Genomic DNA, 15130 nt, shown 5'->3' with positions numbered 1-15130 from the left:
TTCGGCACGCTCACCCTTTCACGCAAACGAGCTGACGCAGAGTATGGACAATGTCGACGAGATCGGCCTGCGCCGCCATCACGGCGTCGATATCCTTGTAAGCCTTCGGCGTCTCGTCGATCACATCGGCGTCCTTGCGGCATTCGACGCCCGCCGTCGCGGCCGCATGATCCTCGATCGTGAAGCGACGCTTGGCTTCGGTGCGCGACATCACGCGTCCGGCGCCATGCGAGCAGGAGCAGAAGCTCTCCACATTGCCCTTGCCGCGCACGATGAACGATTTCGCCCCCATGGAGCCGGGGATGATTCCCATCACGCCCTCGGCCGCGCGCACTGCGCCCTTGCGGGTGATCAGCACATTCTCGCCGAAGTGATGTTCACGCGCGACATAATTGTGATGACAGTTCACCGCCTCGAGATGCGCCTCGAAGGGCTTTGCGATCACCTCGCGCGCGGCGTCGACCGCATGGCGCATCATCACTTCGCGATTGGCCATGGCGAAAGATTGCGCCCATTCCACGGCCTCGACATAATCGTCGAATCCTTCGGTTCCTTCCGGCAGATAAGCGAGATCCTTGTCGGGAATATCGATGAAGTAGCGGCGCATGTCCTCCCTGGCGCGTTCGATGAAATAGGAGCCGATGGCGTTGCCGACACCGCGCGAGCCCGAATGCAGCATGAGCCACACGCGATCCTCCTCATCGAGACAGAGCTCGATGAAATGATTGCCCGTGCCGAGCGTGCCGAGATGGTTCGCGGTGTTGGCCTTGGCGAGCTTGGGATGCTTGTCGACGATGCGCGTGAATCCAGCTTCCAACGCAGACCAATCCTCGGCCGTCGCCGCCGGCAAATCGCTCCAGGAGCCCTTGTCTCGGCCCGAAGTGCGCCCATGCGGCACGGCCTTTTCCAACGCTGCCCGCAGAGGCGCGAGCGTGTCGGGGAGATCCGACGCCGCGAGCGAGGTGCGAACCGCCATCATGCCGCAGCCGAGATCGACACCGACTGCCGCCGGAATGATCGCGCCCTTGGTCGGAATCACCGAGCCGATGGTCGAGCCCTTGCCATAATGAACGTCGGGCATCACCGCGAGCCATTTGTAGATGAACGGCATGCCAGCGGTGTTGAGCAGCTGCTGCTTGGAGGCCTCGTCCACCGGCACGCCGCGCGTCCACATTTTTACCGGCGCCGCCTTGCTCCCCTTGGCGGCGTCGAAGGCCTCGCTGAGAAGGTCATAAGAGCGATCCGCTTTCGTCCCCATCGATCTATTCCTCATTTTCAAAACGCTCGACGCAGAACATCGCGCATATCGACGTTTCCGCGCGAGAGATACAAGTTCCAAGGGCGCGGCGACAAAAGGGCGCAGGACATGAGCTTCGACGCATCCTTACGATGCGCGGGCGGGATCGAACCGCCGACCTCCCGGTCAAGGGCGCTCTACCAATGTAGTCCCACAGGCATTCGCCGCATTTTCATTTGGACGCCATGGCGACGAGAATGGCGAGAGGCGGGCTCCCGATAACGGTGAGTCGGGGGCGGTTTCCAGCCGCCGCGCCCGGATGGAGGATGTACTCCCGCCGGCATTCGCCATGACGTTTTCGCGTTTTCCTTCTCTTTCGTCGGAAAAAGGCCGCGACGACAAATTTGAACGAAACATAGCTCTTGCGAAAGCAGCTCGCGCCGCGCTCCTCGAGCCCTGCTCTACCACTGAGCTACGGGCTTGCGCCCGGCGGGATTCGAACCCGCGACCCGGTCGTCATAAGCGATGTAGTTTCGTTCCGCATTCGTCGCGACCTGTTCGCGTCAGGCGGGCCATGGCGACGAGAGGCTCGCGCCGATCGTCGGGAGGCGGTTTGCGTGACAGGCAATGTACTCCCGACCGCATTCGCCATGGCCCTGTTTGCTCCTAAAGATCGATCTTCTCGATCTCGCCCACCCAATGCTCCGCGTCGAGCTCACCCTTCGCGAAGGCCGCGACCATCTCGAACACGGCGTCGGAGAAGCCGCCGACATTCAAAATGTCGTCGCGCTCCGCCGCCTGCGTCGTCGCGTAGGGCTGAATGTCGATGCAGACGAGCTTGGCGTCGGGGTTTCGACGCTTCAGCTCCTGCCACCTCTCCATCGTCGCCGTTCCGCGCCCGCCCTGCCGCGCATCGACCCAGGACTCATTGTCCGAGACGAGGATCACGAGGTCGACTTCGGCGCGCTCGGCGACGAGCTTACGCAGGGGCGCCGAGCAATTGGTTCCGCCGCCGCCGATCGAAGCGAGCTTCTGCGCGTTCGTCATCACGCTGTCGCGCGCGTTCAGACGCACATCGACCACGTCGAAGTCGAATGGAAGCACGCGCGTCTGCCGATTGCTCCGCAGAAACGCCGCCGCGACCAGGCCGGCGACGTCGATGCAGCGAATCTTCGACGTCGCGCCCTTGCGATAGCCCGTCACGGGCGATGACATCGAGCCGGAGACATCCGGGCAGACGACCACTCGCCCCTTCACGCGCGGAACATTCGACACCGCGATCTCCATCGCATCCTGCAACGCGTCCAGCACTATGCGCGGAACCTTTTCGTCCGCGGCGGCGTAAGCCGCCATCAGCTGATAAGGGAACACGCGCGCCCGCTCGATCTCTTTGCGGTCACGCAGCCGCTCGGCCGCCTTGCACGGGAACCACGATACATCGAACGCGCCATGGCGAGCGAAAGTGTTGAGGTTCATGCGCAGCATCTGCCAGCCTGCCTTGGAGCCGATCGCCGCCCAATGCTCCTTGTCGAGAGGAAGCGCGGTCAGCATCTGGAACGGCACATTCGGCGGCGTCTGCGACGGATCGCGCTTGAACACTTCGAGCTCCTGCACGACCTGCGGCAACGCCGCGACGTTATAGGGCCGTCCGATCAGATAGCCGTAGAGCGCCTCCCGCTCCTTCGACCTCGGCTTCGGGTGAACCATTTTGATCACATCCGCGAGAGATGGGTCCTGACCCACCGCGGCGCGCATGATCTCGATGTCCGACGCGTCCTCGAGCCAATTGGCGATATGACGCTTAGGTCGTGAGCCGAGCGACTTGCGGCCCACCGCGCCCGAACGCATGATCTGCGCGAAGCTGCGCAGCATCTTGCCATTGTCGATCACGCGCCGGAACGCCTTGGAAAAGTCGTCCGTCTGCAGAGTCGACAAAAGCGCGACGAGCAAGGCCGGCATGTCCTTCATATGCCCTTTCTGACGCGCATAAATGGCCGCCTTGGCGACGAAGGCCGGATCGACGTCGAGCGCCGTCAGCAGCGCATTGTCGAGCTGACTCTGCGCATCCGCGTAGAAGGTGTGGTTCAGCGTTCCCGTTGCGGCGAGCTGCGCGAGTCTATGGCGCGGGGTCCGCGCATAGGCGGGGCCGCCCGCTTCATTCCGGGCATTCGCTCGCGGAAGCAGCTTTCCGACGATGGACGCGAACAGAGTTTTGCTCGCCATGGCTCCGTTCCTTCTCACTGTGACGGAGCCTTTATTGCGACCAGCGTGCCAGAGGGGCCGCGCCAGCGGTCCGTTATGTTAACATATTGGTATTACATGATAATAGAATCTACCGACGATGATCTGCGCCGTTGCGGCTTCCATCTATGGGAGCTATAAGTATCGTATCTTATCTTTTTGGATAGACAGATGACGCGGCCTCGAGTGGTCATGGGCTTTCTCGGCACGACGATGGACGCCGGCAAGGACAATCGCTGGGAGCGCTGGCGCCCGACCGTGGCGCTCTGCCAGCACGAAGATTTTCTGGTCAACCGGCTGGAGCTCATTCACGACAATCACGCCGCCGCGCTCGCGGAGCGCGTCACCCGCGACATCGCGCAGGTCTCGCCAGAGACGAAGGTTGAAAGGCGAATTTTGAATTTGACCGACCCTTGGGATTTCCAGGAGGTCTATGGCGCCATGCGCGACTTCGCCGACGCCTATTCCTTCGACACTGAGAAGGAGGACTATCTCGTCAACATCACGACGGGAACGCATGTCGCGCAGATCTGCTGGTTTCTGCTCGTCGAGGCACATTATGTTCCAGCGAAGATTTTGCAGCTGACGCCGCCCAAGCGCTGGCGCGAAGGCGGCGCAGGGACCTATGGCGTCATCGATCTCGATCTCGCGCGATACGATAAGATCGCCACGCGCTTCGCTGCCGAGAAGGCGCAGGCGACGTCTTTCCTCAAATCGGGCATCGCCACGCGCAACGAGGCGTTCAACCGAATGATCGAGCGCATCGAGCAAGTAGCGGCGCTATCGAAGGCTCCGCTGCTGCTCATGGGTCCGACGGGCGCCGGAAAATCACAGCTCGCGAGCCGCATCTATGAATTGAAGAAGATGCGCCATCGCCTCAAGGGCCCCTTTGTCGAGGTGAATTGCGCGACTTTGCGGGGGGACGGCGCGATGTCGGCGCTCTTCGGCCACGCCAAGGGCGCCTTTACCGGAGCACTCGCGGAGAGGCCGGGCCTGCTCCGCAAGGCGGACGGCGGCATGCTCTTTTTGGATGAGATCGGCGAGCTGGGTCTCGACGAGCAGGCGGTGATCCTACGCGCCATAGAGGAGAAGCGCTTTTTGCCGCTCGGTTCGGACAAGGAGACGATGAGCGACTTTCAATTGATCGCCGGCACGAATCGCGATCTTTCAGTCGACGTCGCCAAAGGGAAATTCCGCGAGGATTTGCTCGCGCGTCTCGATCTTTGGACCTTCGAGCTGCCGGCGCTGAAGGACCGACGCGAGGACATCGAGCCCAATCTCGATTTCGAGCTCGTGCGCTTCGCCGAGCGCGAAGGCGTTCGGGCGACCTTCAATCGCGAGGCGCGCGAGCGCTATCTCGCTTTCGCGCGGTCCGACCGCGCGAGCTGGCGCGCAAATTTTCGCGACCTCGGCGCCTCGGTGACGCGAATGGCGACCTTGGCGCCGGCGCGGCGCATCACGGAGGAGATCGTCGTCGAGGAGATCGCGCGGCTCGAGAAATCATGGTCGCGCGGAGGCGCGGAGGGGCCGGACACCTTGCTGCGTGACTTCTTCAGCGAGGAGGCGCTCGCCGAGATCGATCTTTTCGATCGTGTCCAGCTCGCCGCCGTGGCCCAGGTCTGCCGCGCGCATTCCTCTCTCAGCGCCGCCGGTCGCGCGCTCTTCTCGGCCTCGCGCGCGCAACGCTCGAGCGTCAATGACGCCGATCGATTGCGAAAATATTTGGCCCGCTTCGAGCTCGACTGGAAAGTGATTTCGGCAAGATAGCTGTTTGAACGTATCGGGTGGGCCTGATCGCCACTGGCGATTGGCGAGAGCGACAGCTCCAGCCACGCCGCATCGGCGACATCGAAAGCCTGCGCGCCGAAGTCGCCGACCGCAACATGCATCAGGCGAAGGCGGACTGGCAGTTCACCACCGCCGACGCCCGCATCAAGCTCAAACGCCTCTACCCGACCTTCCCAACCAAAATGGCTGAATCACGCCACTAGCATCTACATGAGAACACAAGATTCTGCTGCCCACTAACCTGACATCGCCGTTTCGTTGCTGGGGGCCCCCGCTGCAATTTCACTTTGTCCGGCATCAGAACGAACCGCCTGCGGCGCGGCCGCCAACTCATTCAAGAACGGCGCAAACCGCTTCTGCAGCCACTCGAGCGTTTCACCTCCGTCAAAGGCGGTGGCGCCTTGTAAGGCGTCGGAGTGCAGCGCGCGCGCCGCTAGAATTTCGCTATAGCGGTTCGCGGACAGCTCGACGACGGCAAATCCCTTGGCTTTCGCGGACTCCAGCGCCGTTCTCGCCTCTCTCCAGGTTTCACGGGGAATATGCGGCAGGTCGGACGTGCGCAGCGCGCGAGCAGAGAATGCGCCGCCTTCGCGACCGGCGAGCACGATCGCTTCATTGGCGATCGCGCTCCAGCTTCTGTGATGGTCTCCGCCTTCGAAGCCAAAATAGACGCGTCGATCAGCCCTTTGCCAGCACAATGAAAAATGCTGCGATTCCTCCGGCCGCTCGATCACGACGCCCGCGAGCCCGGCGCCGACTTCTTTGACGAACCACATGAGCGCGTCTGCATCAAAACAATGCTGCGCCGCGCATTTTTGCATTTTCCGCCGTTCGGCCGCGAACAGCGCCTCCAAGGTAGGCGGCGTAAATTCCGGCGCCTGCGCCAGTTCACGAAACCGATCGGCCGCCTGGGTCAAAAGCTTTCGCGCGCTGAGCTCCGTCAGGCCAGAATATTGTCTGTCGAGCCATTTGCCGGCGAAGAAAGCGTTGATCGCGATGTCGTCGAAGCCGCCATCGAGGTTCTGTCGCGAATTTTTGTCGCAGGTCGGTTTGGGGCTATAATTGCCGGCAGTGGAGCTGGCGGACGAGTGCGATGATTGATTTCAAGGGCAGCCATTTTGAACGCGACGTGATTCTGTGGGGCGTCCGCTGGTATGTGGCGTATCCGATGAGCTATCGTCAACTCGAGGAAATGATGGAAGAGCGAGGTGTCGAAGTCGACCATTCGACGCTCAACCGCTGGGTCGTCAAGTATGCTCCTTTGCTGGAGAAACAGTTCCACACTCGCAAGCGCTCGATCGGATCCAGCTGGCGTCTCGATGAGACCTACGTGAAAGTCAAAGGCTGCTGGAAATATCTGTATCGGGCGGTCGACAAGGCGGGCGGGACGGTGGATTTCCTGCTGACGGCCAAGAGGGACTGCAAAGCCGCGTTGCGCTTCTTGCGCAAGGCGATCGGCCAGCATGGCGAGCCGGAGAAGATCACGATCGACAAGAGCGGCGCCAACACGGCCGCGATCGAACGCTACAATGCGGAGCATGAAGCGGACATCGAAATCCGCCGCATCAAATATCTCAACAATATTGTCGAACAGGACCATCGAGCGGTGAAGCGAGTGACGCGGCCGATGTTGGGTTTCAAATCATTTCGATCGGCTGCCGCGACACTTTCCGGGATCGAGCTCATGCATATGATCCGCAAGGGGCAGCTGCGAACGACAGGCGAATTGCGTCCAGCGCAGCAGTTCTATGCCCTCGTGGCGTGAGCCGCGTCACTCTCAGACGCCGGTGTCGCGTCCGTAGACAAAATTTGCGACACAACCCCGATCAGAGCCGTGGGTTCGTGATCCGCCTCGACGATTAGCCGCTTCGCCGCGATCGATCCGCGTGCGGCGACCGCTCGACGCAGGGATGGACTCATTGCTTCGCTGACGCGCGACCAAGCGAACCAGCCCAGGAGCGGCATTCGAAATGGGAGTCGTGGAACGACGTGATGCGGCTCTTCATTGAACATCGCTTCGTATCGAATGTCTCGATCGAGAAAGAGGATGCGCGCCGATTCTCTCGCGCGTGGCAGTTCGCTCGCGAACAACCTGCGAGCAAGCCGGAGCCGTTCGGTCAATTCTTCCGGCGGACGGGAATCCGAGCGGAGGGACGCAGCATCGTAATCTTCGACGTAGCGGAGGAAGTCCTCGCGTGAGAGGAGCCCGTCGGATGCAAGCGCGACGCGGCCGTGCCGAATGACGATAATCGTGGAAGCCATGGGAACGCCGCAACTCGTTTCAAGCGACCGGGCGCGCCGGCGGCGGCGGAGTGTCGGCGACCCGTCGCGGGATAAGATGAAGATGCGCGTGGAATATTTTTGGTTCTGTCGCGAATTTTTGTCGCAGGTCGGTTTGGGGCTATAATTGCCGGTAGTGGAGCTGGCGGACGAGTGCGATGATTGATTTCAAGGGCAGCCATTTTGAACGCGACGTGATTCTGTGGGGCGTCCGCTGGTATGTGGCGTATCCGATGAGCTATCGTCAACTCGAGGAAATGATGGAAGAGCGAGGTGTCGAAGTCGACCATTCGACGCTCAACCGCTGGGTCGTCAAGTATGCTCCTTTGCTGGAGAAACAGTTCCACACTCGCAAGCGCTCGATCGGATCCAGCTGGCGTCTCGATGAGACCTACGTGAAAGTCAAAGGCTGCTGGAAATATCTGTATCGGGCGGTCGACAAGGCAGGCGGGACGGTGGATTTCCTGCTGACGGCCAAGAGGGACTGCAAAGCCGCGTTGCGCTTCTTGCGCAAGGCGATCGGCCAGCATGGCGAGCCGGAGAAGATCACGATCGACAAGAGCGGCGCCAACACGGCCGCGATCGAACGCTACAATGCGGAGCATGAAGCGGACATCGAAATCCGCCGCATCAAATATCTCAACAATATTGTCGAACAGGACCATCGAGCGGTGAAGCGAGTGACGCGGCCGATGTTGGGTTTCAAATCATTTCGATCGGCTGCCGCGACACTTTCCGGGATCGAGCTCATGCATATGATCCGCAAGGGGCAGCTGCGAACGACAGGCGAATTGCGTCCAGCGCAGCAGTTCTATGCCCTCGTGGCGTGAGCCGCGTCACTCTCAGACGCCGGTGTCGCGTCCGTAGACAAAATTTGCGACACAACCACGCGTGGCGTCCCTCATCGATAGGTCACGTTTTTGTTGGACGCTCACCTTAAGGCAACCTTAAGCTGGGAGCCGCAGGCAGAAGCGGGAGGCGCCTCGGATGCGGATTCTGATCGTGGAAGACGACGACGTGCTCGCGAACGGCCTGAAGGTCGGTCTCGAGCTCGCGGGCAATTCGGTGGACAGCGTTTCGACTTGCGCCGACGCGCGCGCGGCTCTCGCGTCGCCGGGCTTTGACGCCGTTGTGCTCGATTTGATGCTGCCGGACGGTTCTGGGATCGAAATCCTCGCGGAACTGCGCCGCTGCGGCGACAATCTGCCTGTGCTGCTGTTGACCGCGCTCGACGAGGTTGTCGATCGCATCGAGGGGCTCGACGCGGGCGCCGACGATTATCTCGGCAAGCCTTTCGATCTCGACGAGCTCGCCGCGCGCATCCGCGCCATCGTGCGACGGCGCGACGGCCGTGCGACGCCCAGCCTCACGCTCGGCGGCATCGTGCTCGATCCAGCCGACATGTCGCTCTCGCTCGACGGCGCGCCCGTAAATCTGTCCCGCCGCGAATTTTCGGTGCTCGCGATGCTGATGGAGCAGCCTGCCCGCATTCGCTCGAAGAGCGAGATCGAGGATCGCATCTATGGTTGGGGGGAAGAGGTGGAGAGCAATGCGGTAGAGGTCCATATCCACAATCTGCGCGCCAAGCTCGGACGCGACGCCATAGAAACGATCCGCGGCCTCGGCTATCGCATGCGGCGGCCGAAATGAGCTCGTTGCGCGCTCGACTGTTCGTCGTTCTGCTCACGGCGACCTGCGTGATCTGGCTGTGCGCGACCTTCTGGGTCTATATCGGCAGCAAGGCCGAGTTCGAGCGCGCCTTCGACAACCGTCTTCGCGAATCCGCCAAGATGGTCGCGTCGCTGGTCTCCGGCGGCGCGCTGCTCTCCGCCGACGTGATCGACGCGGCGGCCAGCCCCGGCTACGAGCGCGTGCTCTCGTGCCAGATCTGGTCGCTCGACGGACGGCTCATCGCCCATTCGAGCGGCGCGCCGAAGGGACGGCTGGCATTCGCCGATTCGGGGTTTTCCGAACATGTCGTCGAAGGCGAGTCGTGGCGCGTCTACACCGCCGAAGACACGGCAAAGGGCGTGCGAGTCATGGTCGGCGACCGCGTCGGCATGCGTGATCATCTCGTCCATGATCTCGTCGCCGGACTTGTCGTGCCGGCATTGCTGGTCATTCCGGTGCTAAGCGCTGCGCTCTGGCTGAGCCTGCGGCTCGAGCTGCGTCCGCTGAGGATCATGGCGGAGCAATTGCGCGATCGCGCCGCTGACGACATGACGCCTGTCGACGCCGCGCTGGCGCCTTCGGAGGTGCGCCCGCTGATGGAGGCGCTCAACGGGCTCCTCGCCAATCTCGACGCCGCGCTTCGGCACGACCGCGAATTGACGGCTTTCGCCGCCCATGAGCTACGCACGCCGCTCGCGGGCCTCAAGACGCAGGCTCAGATCGCGCTCGCCGCCGCCGATCCCGCTGTCAGAGAAGGCGCGCTGCTGCAAATCCTGGTGTCGGCGGATCGCACGACGCGCTTGATCCGCCAGCTTCTCACGCTGGCCACGCTCGATGCGGAGGCCCATCAGGCCATGGCGTCCGAGCATGTCAATCTCGGCGAGATACTCGATGAGATCGTCGCCTCGTCACAACCGAAGAACGACAGCGTTTTCATCCGCATCGATCCGGAGCTGCACAGGACGAACGTGTTCTCGAATCGCGAGATCCTGACCGTCGCTCTGCGGAACCTGCACGAGAACGCGCTCCAATACGTGTCGCCGTCCGGCGTGATCTCATGGGGTTACGAGAACGAGCCGCGTTGCATTGTGATCGAGGACGAGGGGCCCGGCATTCCAGAGGACGAGCTGCCCTTGGCCGTTCGTCGCTTTTTCCGTGGTCGACGCAAGAGCGCGACAGGCGCGGGATTGGGCTTGTCCATCGTCGAGCTGGCGGCGCTTCGGCTCGGTTGGCGGCTCATGTTGACCAACAGGAAAGATCGCGCCGGGCTGAGAGCGGCGCTACGCTTCGCGGACGGATCCGAAGCCGCCTGAAAACGGCCTGCACGCGCGCGCCTCACTATGGCGGACACATCGAGCGCCTGATCGGCACGACGATGGGTCGAGCGCATCTCATCCTGGCTCGACCTTCCCTGATCCAACAGCACGCCAAAGCAACGAACCTGCGCATTTCGCGGCGATGACCTTCCTCGAATTCGAGTTCGCGTTGGGATGGGAATCGCCAGCGCCAGAGGCGAGCTTCTCGTCAAGTTCGATCCAAGAGACGAAACCGACCCCGAGGTTCCGGCTCCGGGCGACGGGATCGACACCCAAGGCCGGCTTCGCCCGCAGCTCGCCGCCGGCGCGGCCGTCCTGCCGCTCCGGCCCGTCGAAAAAGGCATATGGGTCGTAGGGATCAAGAAGGCGAAGAGTTTTCAGTGAATCGAACGACGCGCGCGAGCAAGGCTCGATATTCGATCTATAGTTGCGGCGAGGCGCAGCCGCCTAAACAAGCTTCAGAAATCGCGTTCGTGGGGCACATTGCCGAGATATTCGGCTTGTCGGCCGAGGTCGGACAATTTATGTAATAGTTTTATATATCGAGCCGAGCGATCGCGATCCGGCCGAGGAGGGGGCGACGTCATTATGGCATTTCTCACGTCGAGCGCAGCAAACCGCAACTATTCACGCTTTCGGAGAAGGCTCCTCGCCAGCGGCTCGATTCTCCTGTGCTTTGCCGCCGGCGATAACGCGATAGGGCAGCAATATATGACGCTGCCGGAAATATCGGTCGGATCCGAGAAGCCGGCGCAGAAGCTGAAGCCGAAGCCGAAAAACGCCATTGTCGGTCCCGCCTCCAACGCCCCCTCGACCTCCTATGCCGTCGACCGTCAGGGCCTCGATCTCGCCAGCGGCTGGGGCGGAACCAATCCCATTCGTGGCATCTCCTTCCTGCCCTCCGTCGATGCGCCAGCGATCGATCCTTACGGCCTCGCCAACCTCTCCGGCGGCAACAAGGGCGTGCGCATTCGCGGCGAGCTCAGCCAACACGGCAACAGCATCGGATTGATCGAAGGCCTTCCGGTCTCGGGAATCGATCCCGGTCCTGGCGCGACTTGGCTCGTCGACAACGAGAATCTGGACAGGCTCGTCCTGCGGCAAGGCCCGATACCCTCCAATGTGAACTCATATTTCACAGTCGGCGGAACCTTCGACAGCCGCCTGCGCTGGCCGGCGGAAAAAATGGGCGGCGAAATCTCCCAGAGCGTCGGCTCCTTCTCCTTTCTGCGCACATTCGCTCGCGTCGACACCGGCGAGATATTGAACGGCACGACCAAGGCCTTCGTCTCCGGCTCCTGGACCGACGCCGACAAGTGGCGCGGCGTCGGCAAGGCCCCGCAAGGCAAATCCGGCTTCGCGATCGGGATCGACACCAAGCCGGCCGACAATTTCGAAGCGAAAGTCTTCGTCGCCAAGACCAGCCTGGACGCCAACACTTACGATGGACTCACTTATGCGCAGGCGAGCAATCTCGGGCTCTACCGGCGCTTCGATTTCGCCGCCACTCCAGGCGCAGTTCCGAGTACGATGGTCAATTACTACGGCTACAACCTCCAACATTTCAATTCCTGGCTCGCTCTTTCCGAGATGACGCTGCGTTTCGACGAAGCGACGCGGCTCGTCGTCAAGCCATATTATTTCCGCGAGGACGGCTATTATCTCGACGGCATGGCCAACGGAAAAGTCCGTAAATGGCTCCTCGATCACGACACCTGGGGCGTGACGAGCGAATTGCAGACGCGCGTTCTCGGAACAGAGGCGACGTTCGGCTATTGGCACGGCGTACAGAACGCGCCCGGCCCGCCGACCGCCTGGCAAATGTTCACCCCCAATGCGCTCGGCGGCCTCACCAACGCCGCTTGGCCGATCCTCGCCCGACAAACGTCGCCGCATATGTTCGACGTGGCCTATGGCCTTGCGAGCCGTGACTTCGGGCCTCTCCATGTCGAGGCGGGCGGGCGCTACATCTGGGAGCGCATGGCCGGAATCGACGAATATAATTCCGTCGGCATAGGCGACGTCTCTTATGATGCGGCGCTCGCTCTGTCGTCCGGCAAAATAGCAAATCGCAGCGTTTCCGCCTTCACCATCGGCACATTCGTGCCCTATGGCGGGCTCACCTATGAGTTGACCGAGGATCTGCAGATCAAATTCAGCGGCGGCGGCGGCTATGGCGGGCCGGGCTACGACGCTTGGCCAGTCTTCCAGCAGAATTCAGCAGCCTTCCTCGCCAAGGGAATCACCGCCGACCAATTGTGGCGTTCGATCCGGCCCGAAACATCGACGCTGTTCGACCTCGGCCTACGCTGGTCCTACTCGGGCGCCCTGGGCTCGGGCTATATCGAGCCGACCGTCTATTATTCGCGCAACCACAACAAGCTCGTCAGCTACGATCCGGGCATCGGCACGCAGTATGGCCAGAATGTCGGAGAGAGCCAGAGCTATGGCGCGCAGGCGCTCGCCCATTATTCGCCGATCGACAATCTCGATATGTTCGCCTCGTTCGGCTATCAGCGCGCCGAGTTCGTCGAGGACTTGCCGATCGTCCCAGGCGCTTCGGAGGCGACCTATCGGTCGACGCGGGTGAAGGGCCGGCAATTGCCGAACGTGCCCTATCTGATCTCGACGCTGGGCGCCAATCTGCGGGTCGAGCAGGTCACCATCACGCCGATCGTGCATATCGTCGGCAGTCGCGCCGGCGACACCTCCGGCCTCCAGCCTCTCGCCGGTTACGCGACCCTCGATCTGACGACGCAATATGAGCACAAGCTCGATTGGGGGACGATGACGGCGAGCCTCTCCTGCATGAACATGTTCGACGCCGCCTACATCGGCCAGGTCAGCAACAGCTATTATCAACAGACCTCCACCAGCGGCATCTATTACCCCGGCGCTCCGCGCACGGTGGTCGCGAAGCTGGGGTTCAAATTCTGAGCTCGAAGTCGAAGCCGAGATTCGCCGGCTGGATTTTGTCGGCGCCCGCCGCCTGCACGAAGATCTAGTTGTCATAGCCGGTGAGCCGCGGCTGGAGATTGAACGGATTGGGCGGCCGCCGAGGCTCTCGATCTGCCGACGCGCCCGTCGAATTCATCCATGCCTTCGATCGTGATCTTCCAATGCATCGCCGTTGGAAAGGGACTTTCCCGCATGGGAAATAGTCAATGGTCAGCGCAACCCAGTTAATTTAACCGTCCCCCCGACGTCGTCGCGAAACTGTGACATTGCCGCTTTACCCATGCTCGGAACAACTTGCGATTGTTCTGAGGAGTAGGGCGCTGCGTGGCGTTCCCGGCCGGCTTCGATCGGCGGTGACGAGCATGCGGCCTCACGAGGACGAAGCTTGTGAAATGTTTGCGCGTCGGCTGGCTGGCGACATTGTCGCTCGTTGCGGCGCTCGGATCGGCCGAGAGCGCTGTGGGCCAGACGGACGCGCGGCCGGTCGGCCGAGATGGCGCCCCTATCAGCTTCGACATTCCAGCGCAGCCGCTGGCCCATGCGCTCGACGCCTATTCGGCGGCGACAGGGCTGATGGTTCTCTATGACAGCCGTCTGGCCGAGGAGCGGCGGTCGACGGCGGTCAGCGGCGAGCTGGCGCCCGACGTCGCCATCCGCGTTCTGCTCGAGGGAACCGGCCTTGCCGTCTTCAGCGCCGGGAGAGCCTTCGGGATCGAGGTTGAGCCGTCCGACCCGCAAAGCGGGACCGGCGACTTCAAGGCCGCGGATATGCCCTATCTCGCGCTCGTGCAGCGCACGATTCAGCGGGTTTTTTGCGAAAGGGAAAAAACCAAGCCGGGCCAATATAGGGCCGCCCTGCAGTTCCGCATCGGCGCGGCGGGCGAAATAATGTCGCCGGACTTGCTGAGCTCGACGGGCGATCGGCAACGCGATCTCATGATCGTGGAAGCGCTCGGCCGCCTGCGCGTTCCGCTGAACCCTCCGCCAAGCATGGCGCAGCCTCTCAGCATGATCATTTCGCCGCGACCGCTCGCACAATCGGGTGATTGCGGTTTCTCGGACCATCGATAGGCGAAATCATGACGGTCGTCTCGAGCATCCGTGGGCGCGACGCGCCATGACCGAGACCGCCTGGTCCGCCTTGCGCCAGATGTTCGTCCATCGCTATGGCGAGCTGTGCGCTCAGCTCGCGCGCCGATTGAACTCCGAAGAGCTCGCGCGCGAGGCGCTGCATGACACTTGGCTTCATCTGCGTCAAAAGCAGGGAAGCGAAGGCATTCATAATCCGGCCGGCTATCTGCTGCGCACGGCCTTCAACATCGCGATCGACGAGCGGCGCAGAGCCGCACGTTCGGCCCGATGGATCGAGGTCGACGCTTTTCTCGACGCCGCCGACGATTCGCCCGGGCCGGCGCGGATCGTCGAAGCGCAACAGGATATGGAGCTGTTGCGCCAGGCGCTGGAGGAGCTTACGCCGCGACGACGGCTGATCTTGCTGGCCTCGCGCGTCGAGGGAACGCCGCTGAGGCAAATCGCCGACGATCTGGGCCTGTCGCGACGCATGGTCGACATGGAGCTGAGGCGCGCGCTGAGACATTGCGCTATGCGTCTTCGCAGAGCTGGAAAATGATCATTCGCT

The 15130-nt window shown here is 62.1% G+C and carries 13 protein-coding genes; 10 read left to right on the top strand and 3 right to left on the bottom strand.

Features of this window, described 5'->3' with window-relative positions; translation table 11 throughout:
• Nucleotides 1-10 precede the first annotated feature (10 nt).
• Complete coding sequence (locus CQW49_RS22395; protein WP_051418955.1) at nucleotides 11-1174, bottom strand: RtcB family protein; 1164 nt, start codon at nucleotides 1172-1174, stop codon at nucleotides 11-13.
• Between the two features lie 729 nt (nucleotides 1175-1903).
• Nucleotides 1904-3460: a hypothetical protein gene (locus CQW49_RS22390; protein WP_003615523.1), complete on the bottom strand. Its 1557-nt coding sequence runs from the start codon at nucleotides 3458-3460 to the stop codon at nucleotides 1904-1906.
• Between the two features lie 189 nt (nucleotides 3461-3649).
• Between CQW49_RS22390 and rtcR the strand changes: the two genes are divergently transcribed.
• Complete coding sequence (gene rtcR / locus CQW49_RS22385) at nucleotides 3650-5245, top strand: RNA repair transcriptional activator RtcR (RefSeq protein WP_024750052.1); 1596 nt, start codon at nucleotides 3650-3652, stop codon at nucleotides 5243-5245.
• A gap of 17 nt (nucleotides 5246-5262) precedes the next feature.
• Nucleotides 5263-5469, top strand: a complete 207-nt coding sequence (locus CQW49_RS22380; RefSeq protein ID WP_003615518.1) for a hypothetical protein — start codon at nucleotides 5263-5265, stop codon at nucleotides 5467-5469.
• 33 nt (nucleotides 5470-5502) lie between these two features.
• Here CQW49_RS22380 and CQW49_RS22375 read toward each other — a convergent pair whose 3' ends face one another.
• Nucleotides 5503-6183 carry a hypothetical protein gene (locus CQW49_RS22375; RefSeq protein ID WP_155931335.1) on the bottom strand — a complete coding sequence of 227 codons (681 nt, stop codon included), beginning with the start codon at nucleotides 6181-6183 and terminating at the stop codon, nucleotides 5503-5505.
• A gap of 176 nt (nucleotides 6184-6359) precedes the next feature.
• Between CQW49_RS22375 and CQW49_RS22370 the strand changes: the two genes are divergently transcribed.
• The 8 genes from CQW49_RS22370 (at nucleotide 6360) to CQW49_RS22325 (ending at nucleotide 15121) form a co-directional block, all read left to right on the top strand.
• On the top strand, nucleotides 6360-7031 hold the full coding sequence (locus CQW49_RS22370; RefSeq protein WP_003616345.1) for an IS6 family transposase: 672 nt from the start codon (nucleotides 6360-6362) through the stop codon (nucleotides 7029-7031).
• Nucleotides 7032-7258: 227 nt separating this feature from the next.
• A complete protein-coding gene (locus CQW49_RS22365; RefSeq protein WP_024750055.1) occupies nucleotides 7259-7465 on the top strand; it encodes a hypothetical protein in 207 nt (68 codons plus the stop codon).
• Between the two features lie 239 nt (nucleotides 7466-7704).
• Nucleotides 7705-8376: an IS6 family transposase gene (locus CQW49_RS22355; protein WP_003616345.1), complete on the top strand. Its 672-nt coding sequence runs from the start codon at nucleotides 7705-7707 to the stop codon at nucleotides 8374-8376.
• Between the two features lie 157 nt (nucleotides 8377-8533).
• On the top strand, nucleotides 8534-9196 hold the full coding sequence (locus CQW49_RS22350) for a response regulator (RefSeq protein ID WP_003615227.1): 663 nt from the start codon (nucleotides 8534-8536) through the stop codon (nucleotides 9194-9196).
• A complete protein-coding gene (locus CQW49_RS22345; protein WP_003615225.1) occupies nucleotides 9193-10530 on the top strand; it encodes an ATP-binding protein in 1338 nt (445 codons plus the stop codon). Before CQW49_RS22350 ends, CQW49_RS22345 begins: the two co-directional genes overlap by 4 nt.
• 714 nt (nucleotides 10531-11244) lie before the next feature.
• Nucleotides 11245-13470 carry a TonB-dependent receptor gene (locus CQW49_RS22335; RefSeq protein ID WP_003615221.1) on the top strand — a complete coding sequence of 742 codons (2226 nt, stop codon included), beginning with the start codon at nucleotides 11245-11247 and terminating at the stop codon, nucleotides 13468-13470.
• 408 nt (nucleotides 13471-13878) lie between these two features.
• Nucleotides 13879-14562: an STN domain-containing protein gene (locus CQW49_RS22330; protein ID WP_003615219.1), complete on the top strand. Its 684-nt coding sequence runs from the start codon at nucleotides 13879-13881 to the stop codon at nucleotides 14560-14562.
• A 46-nt stretch (nucleotides 14563-14608) separates the two neighbouring features.
• Nucleotides 14609-15121: an RNA polymerase sigma factor gene (locus CQW49_RS22325; protein ID WP_003615217.1), complete on the top strand. Its 513-nt coding sequence runs from the start codon at nucleotides 14609-14611 to the stop codon at nucleotides 15119-15121.
• Nucleotides 15122-15130: the final 9 nt, after the last annotated feature.

It is taken from the genome of Methylosinus trichosporium OB3b, assembly GCF_002752655.1.
GTDB lineage: Bacteria > Pseudomonadota > Alphaproteobacteria > Rhizobiales > Beijerinckiaceae > Methylosinus > Methylosinus trichosporium.
Note: the sequence above shows the minus strand (reverse complement) of the source record. Positions and strands in the feature narration are given on the sequence as shown.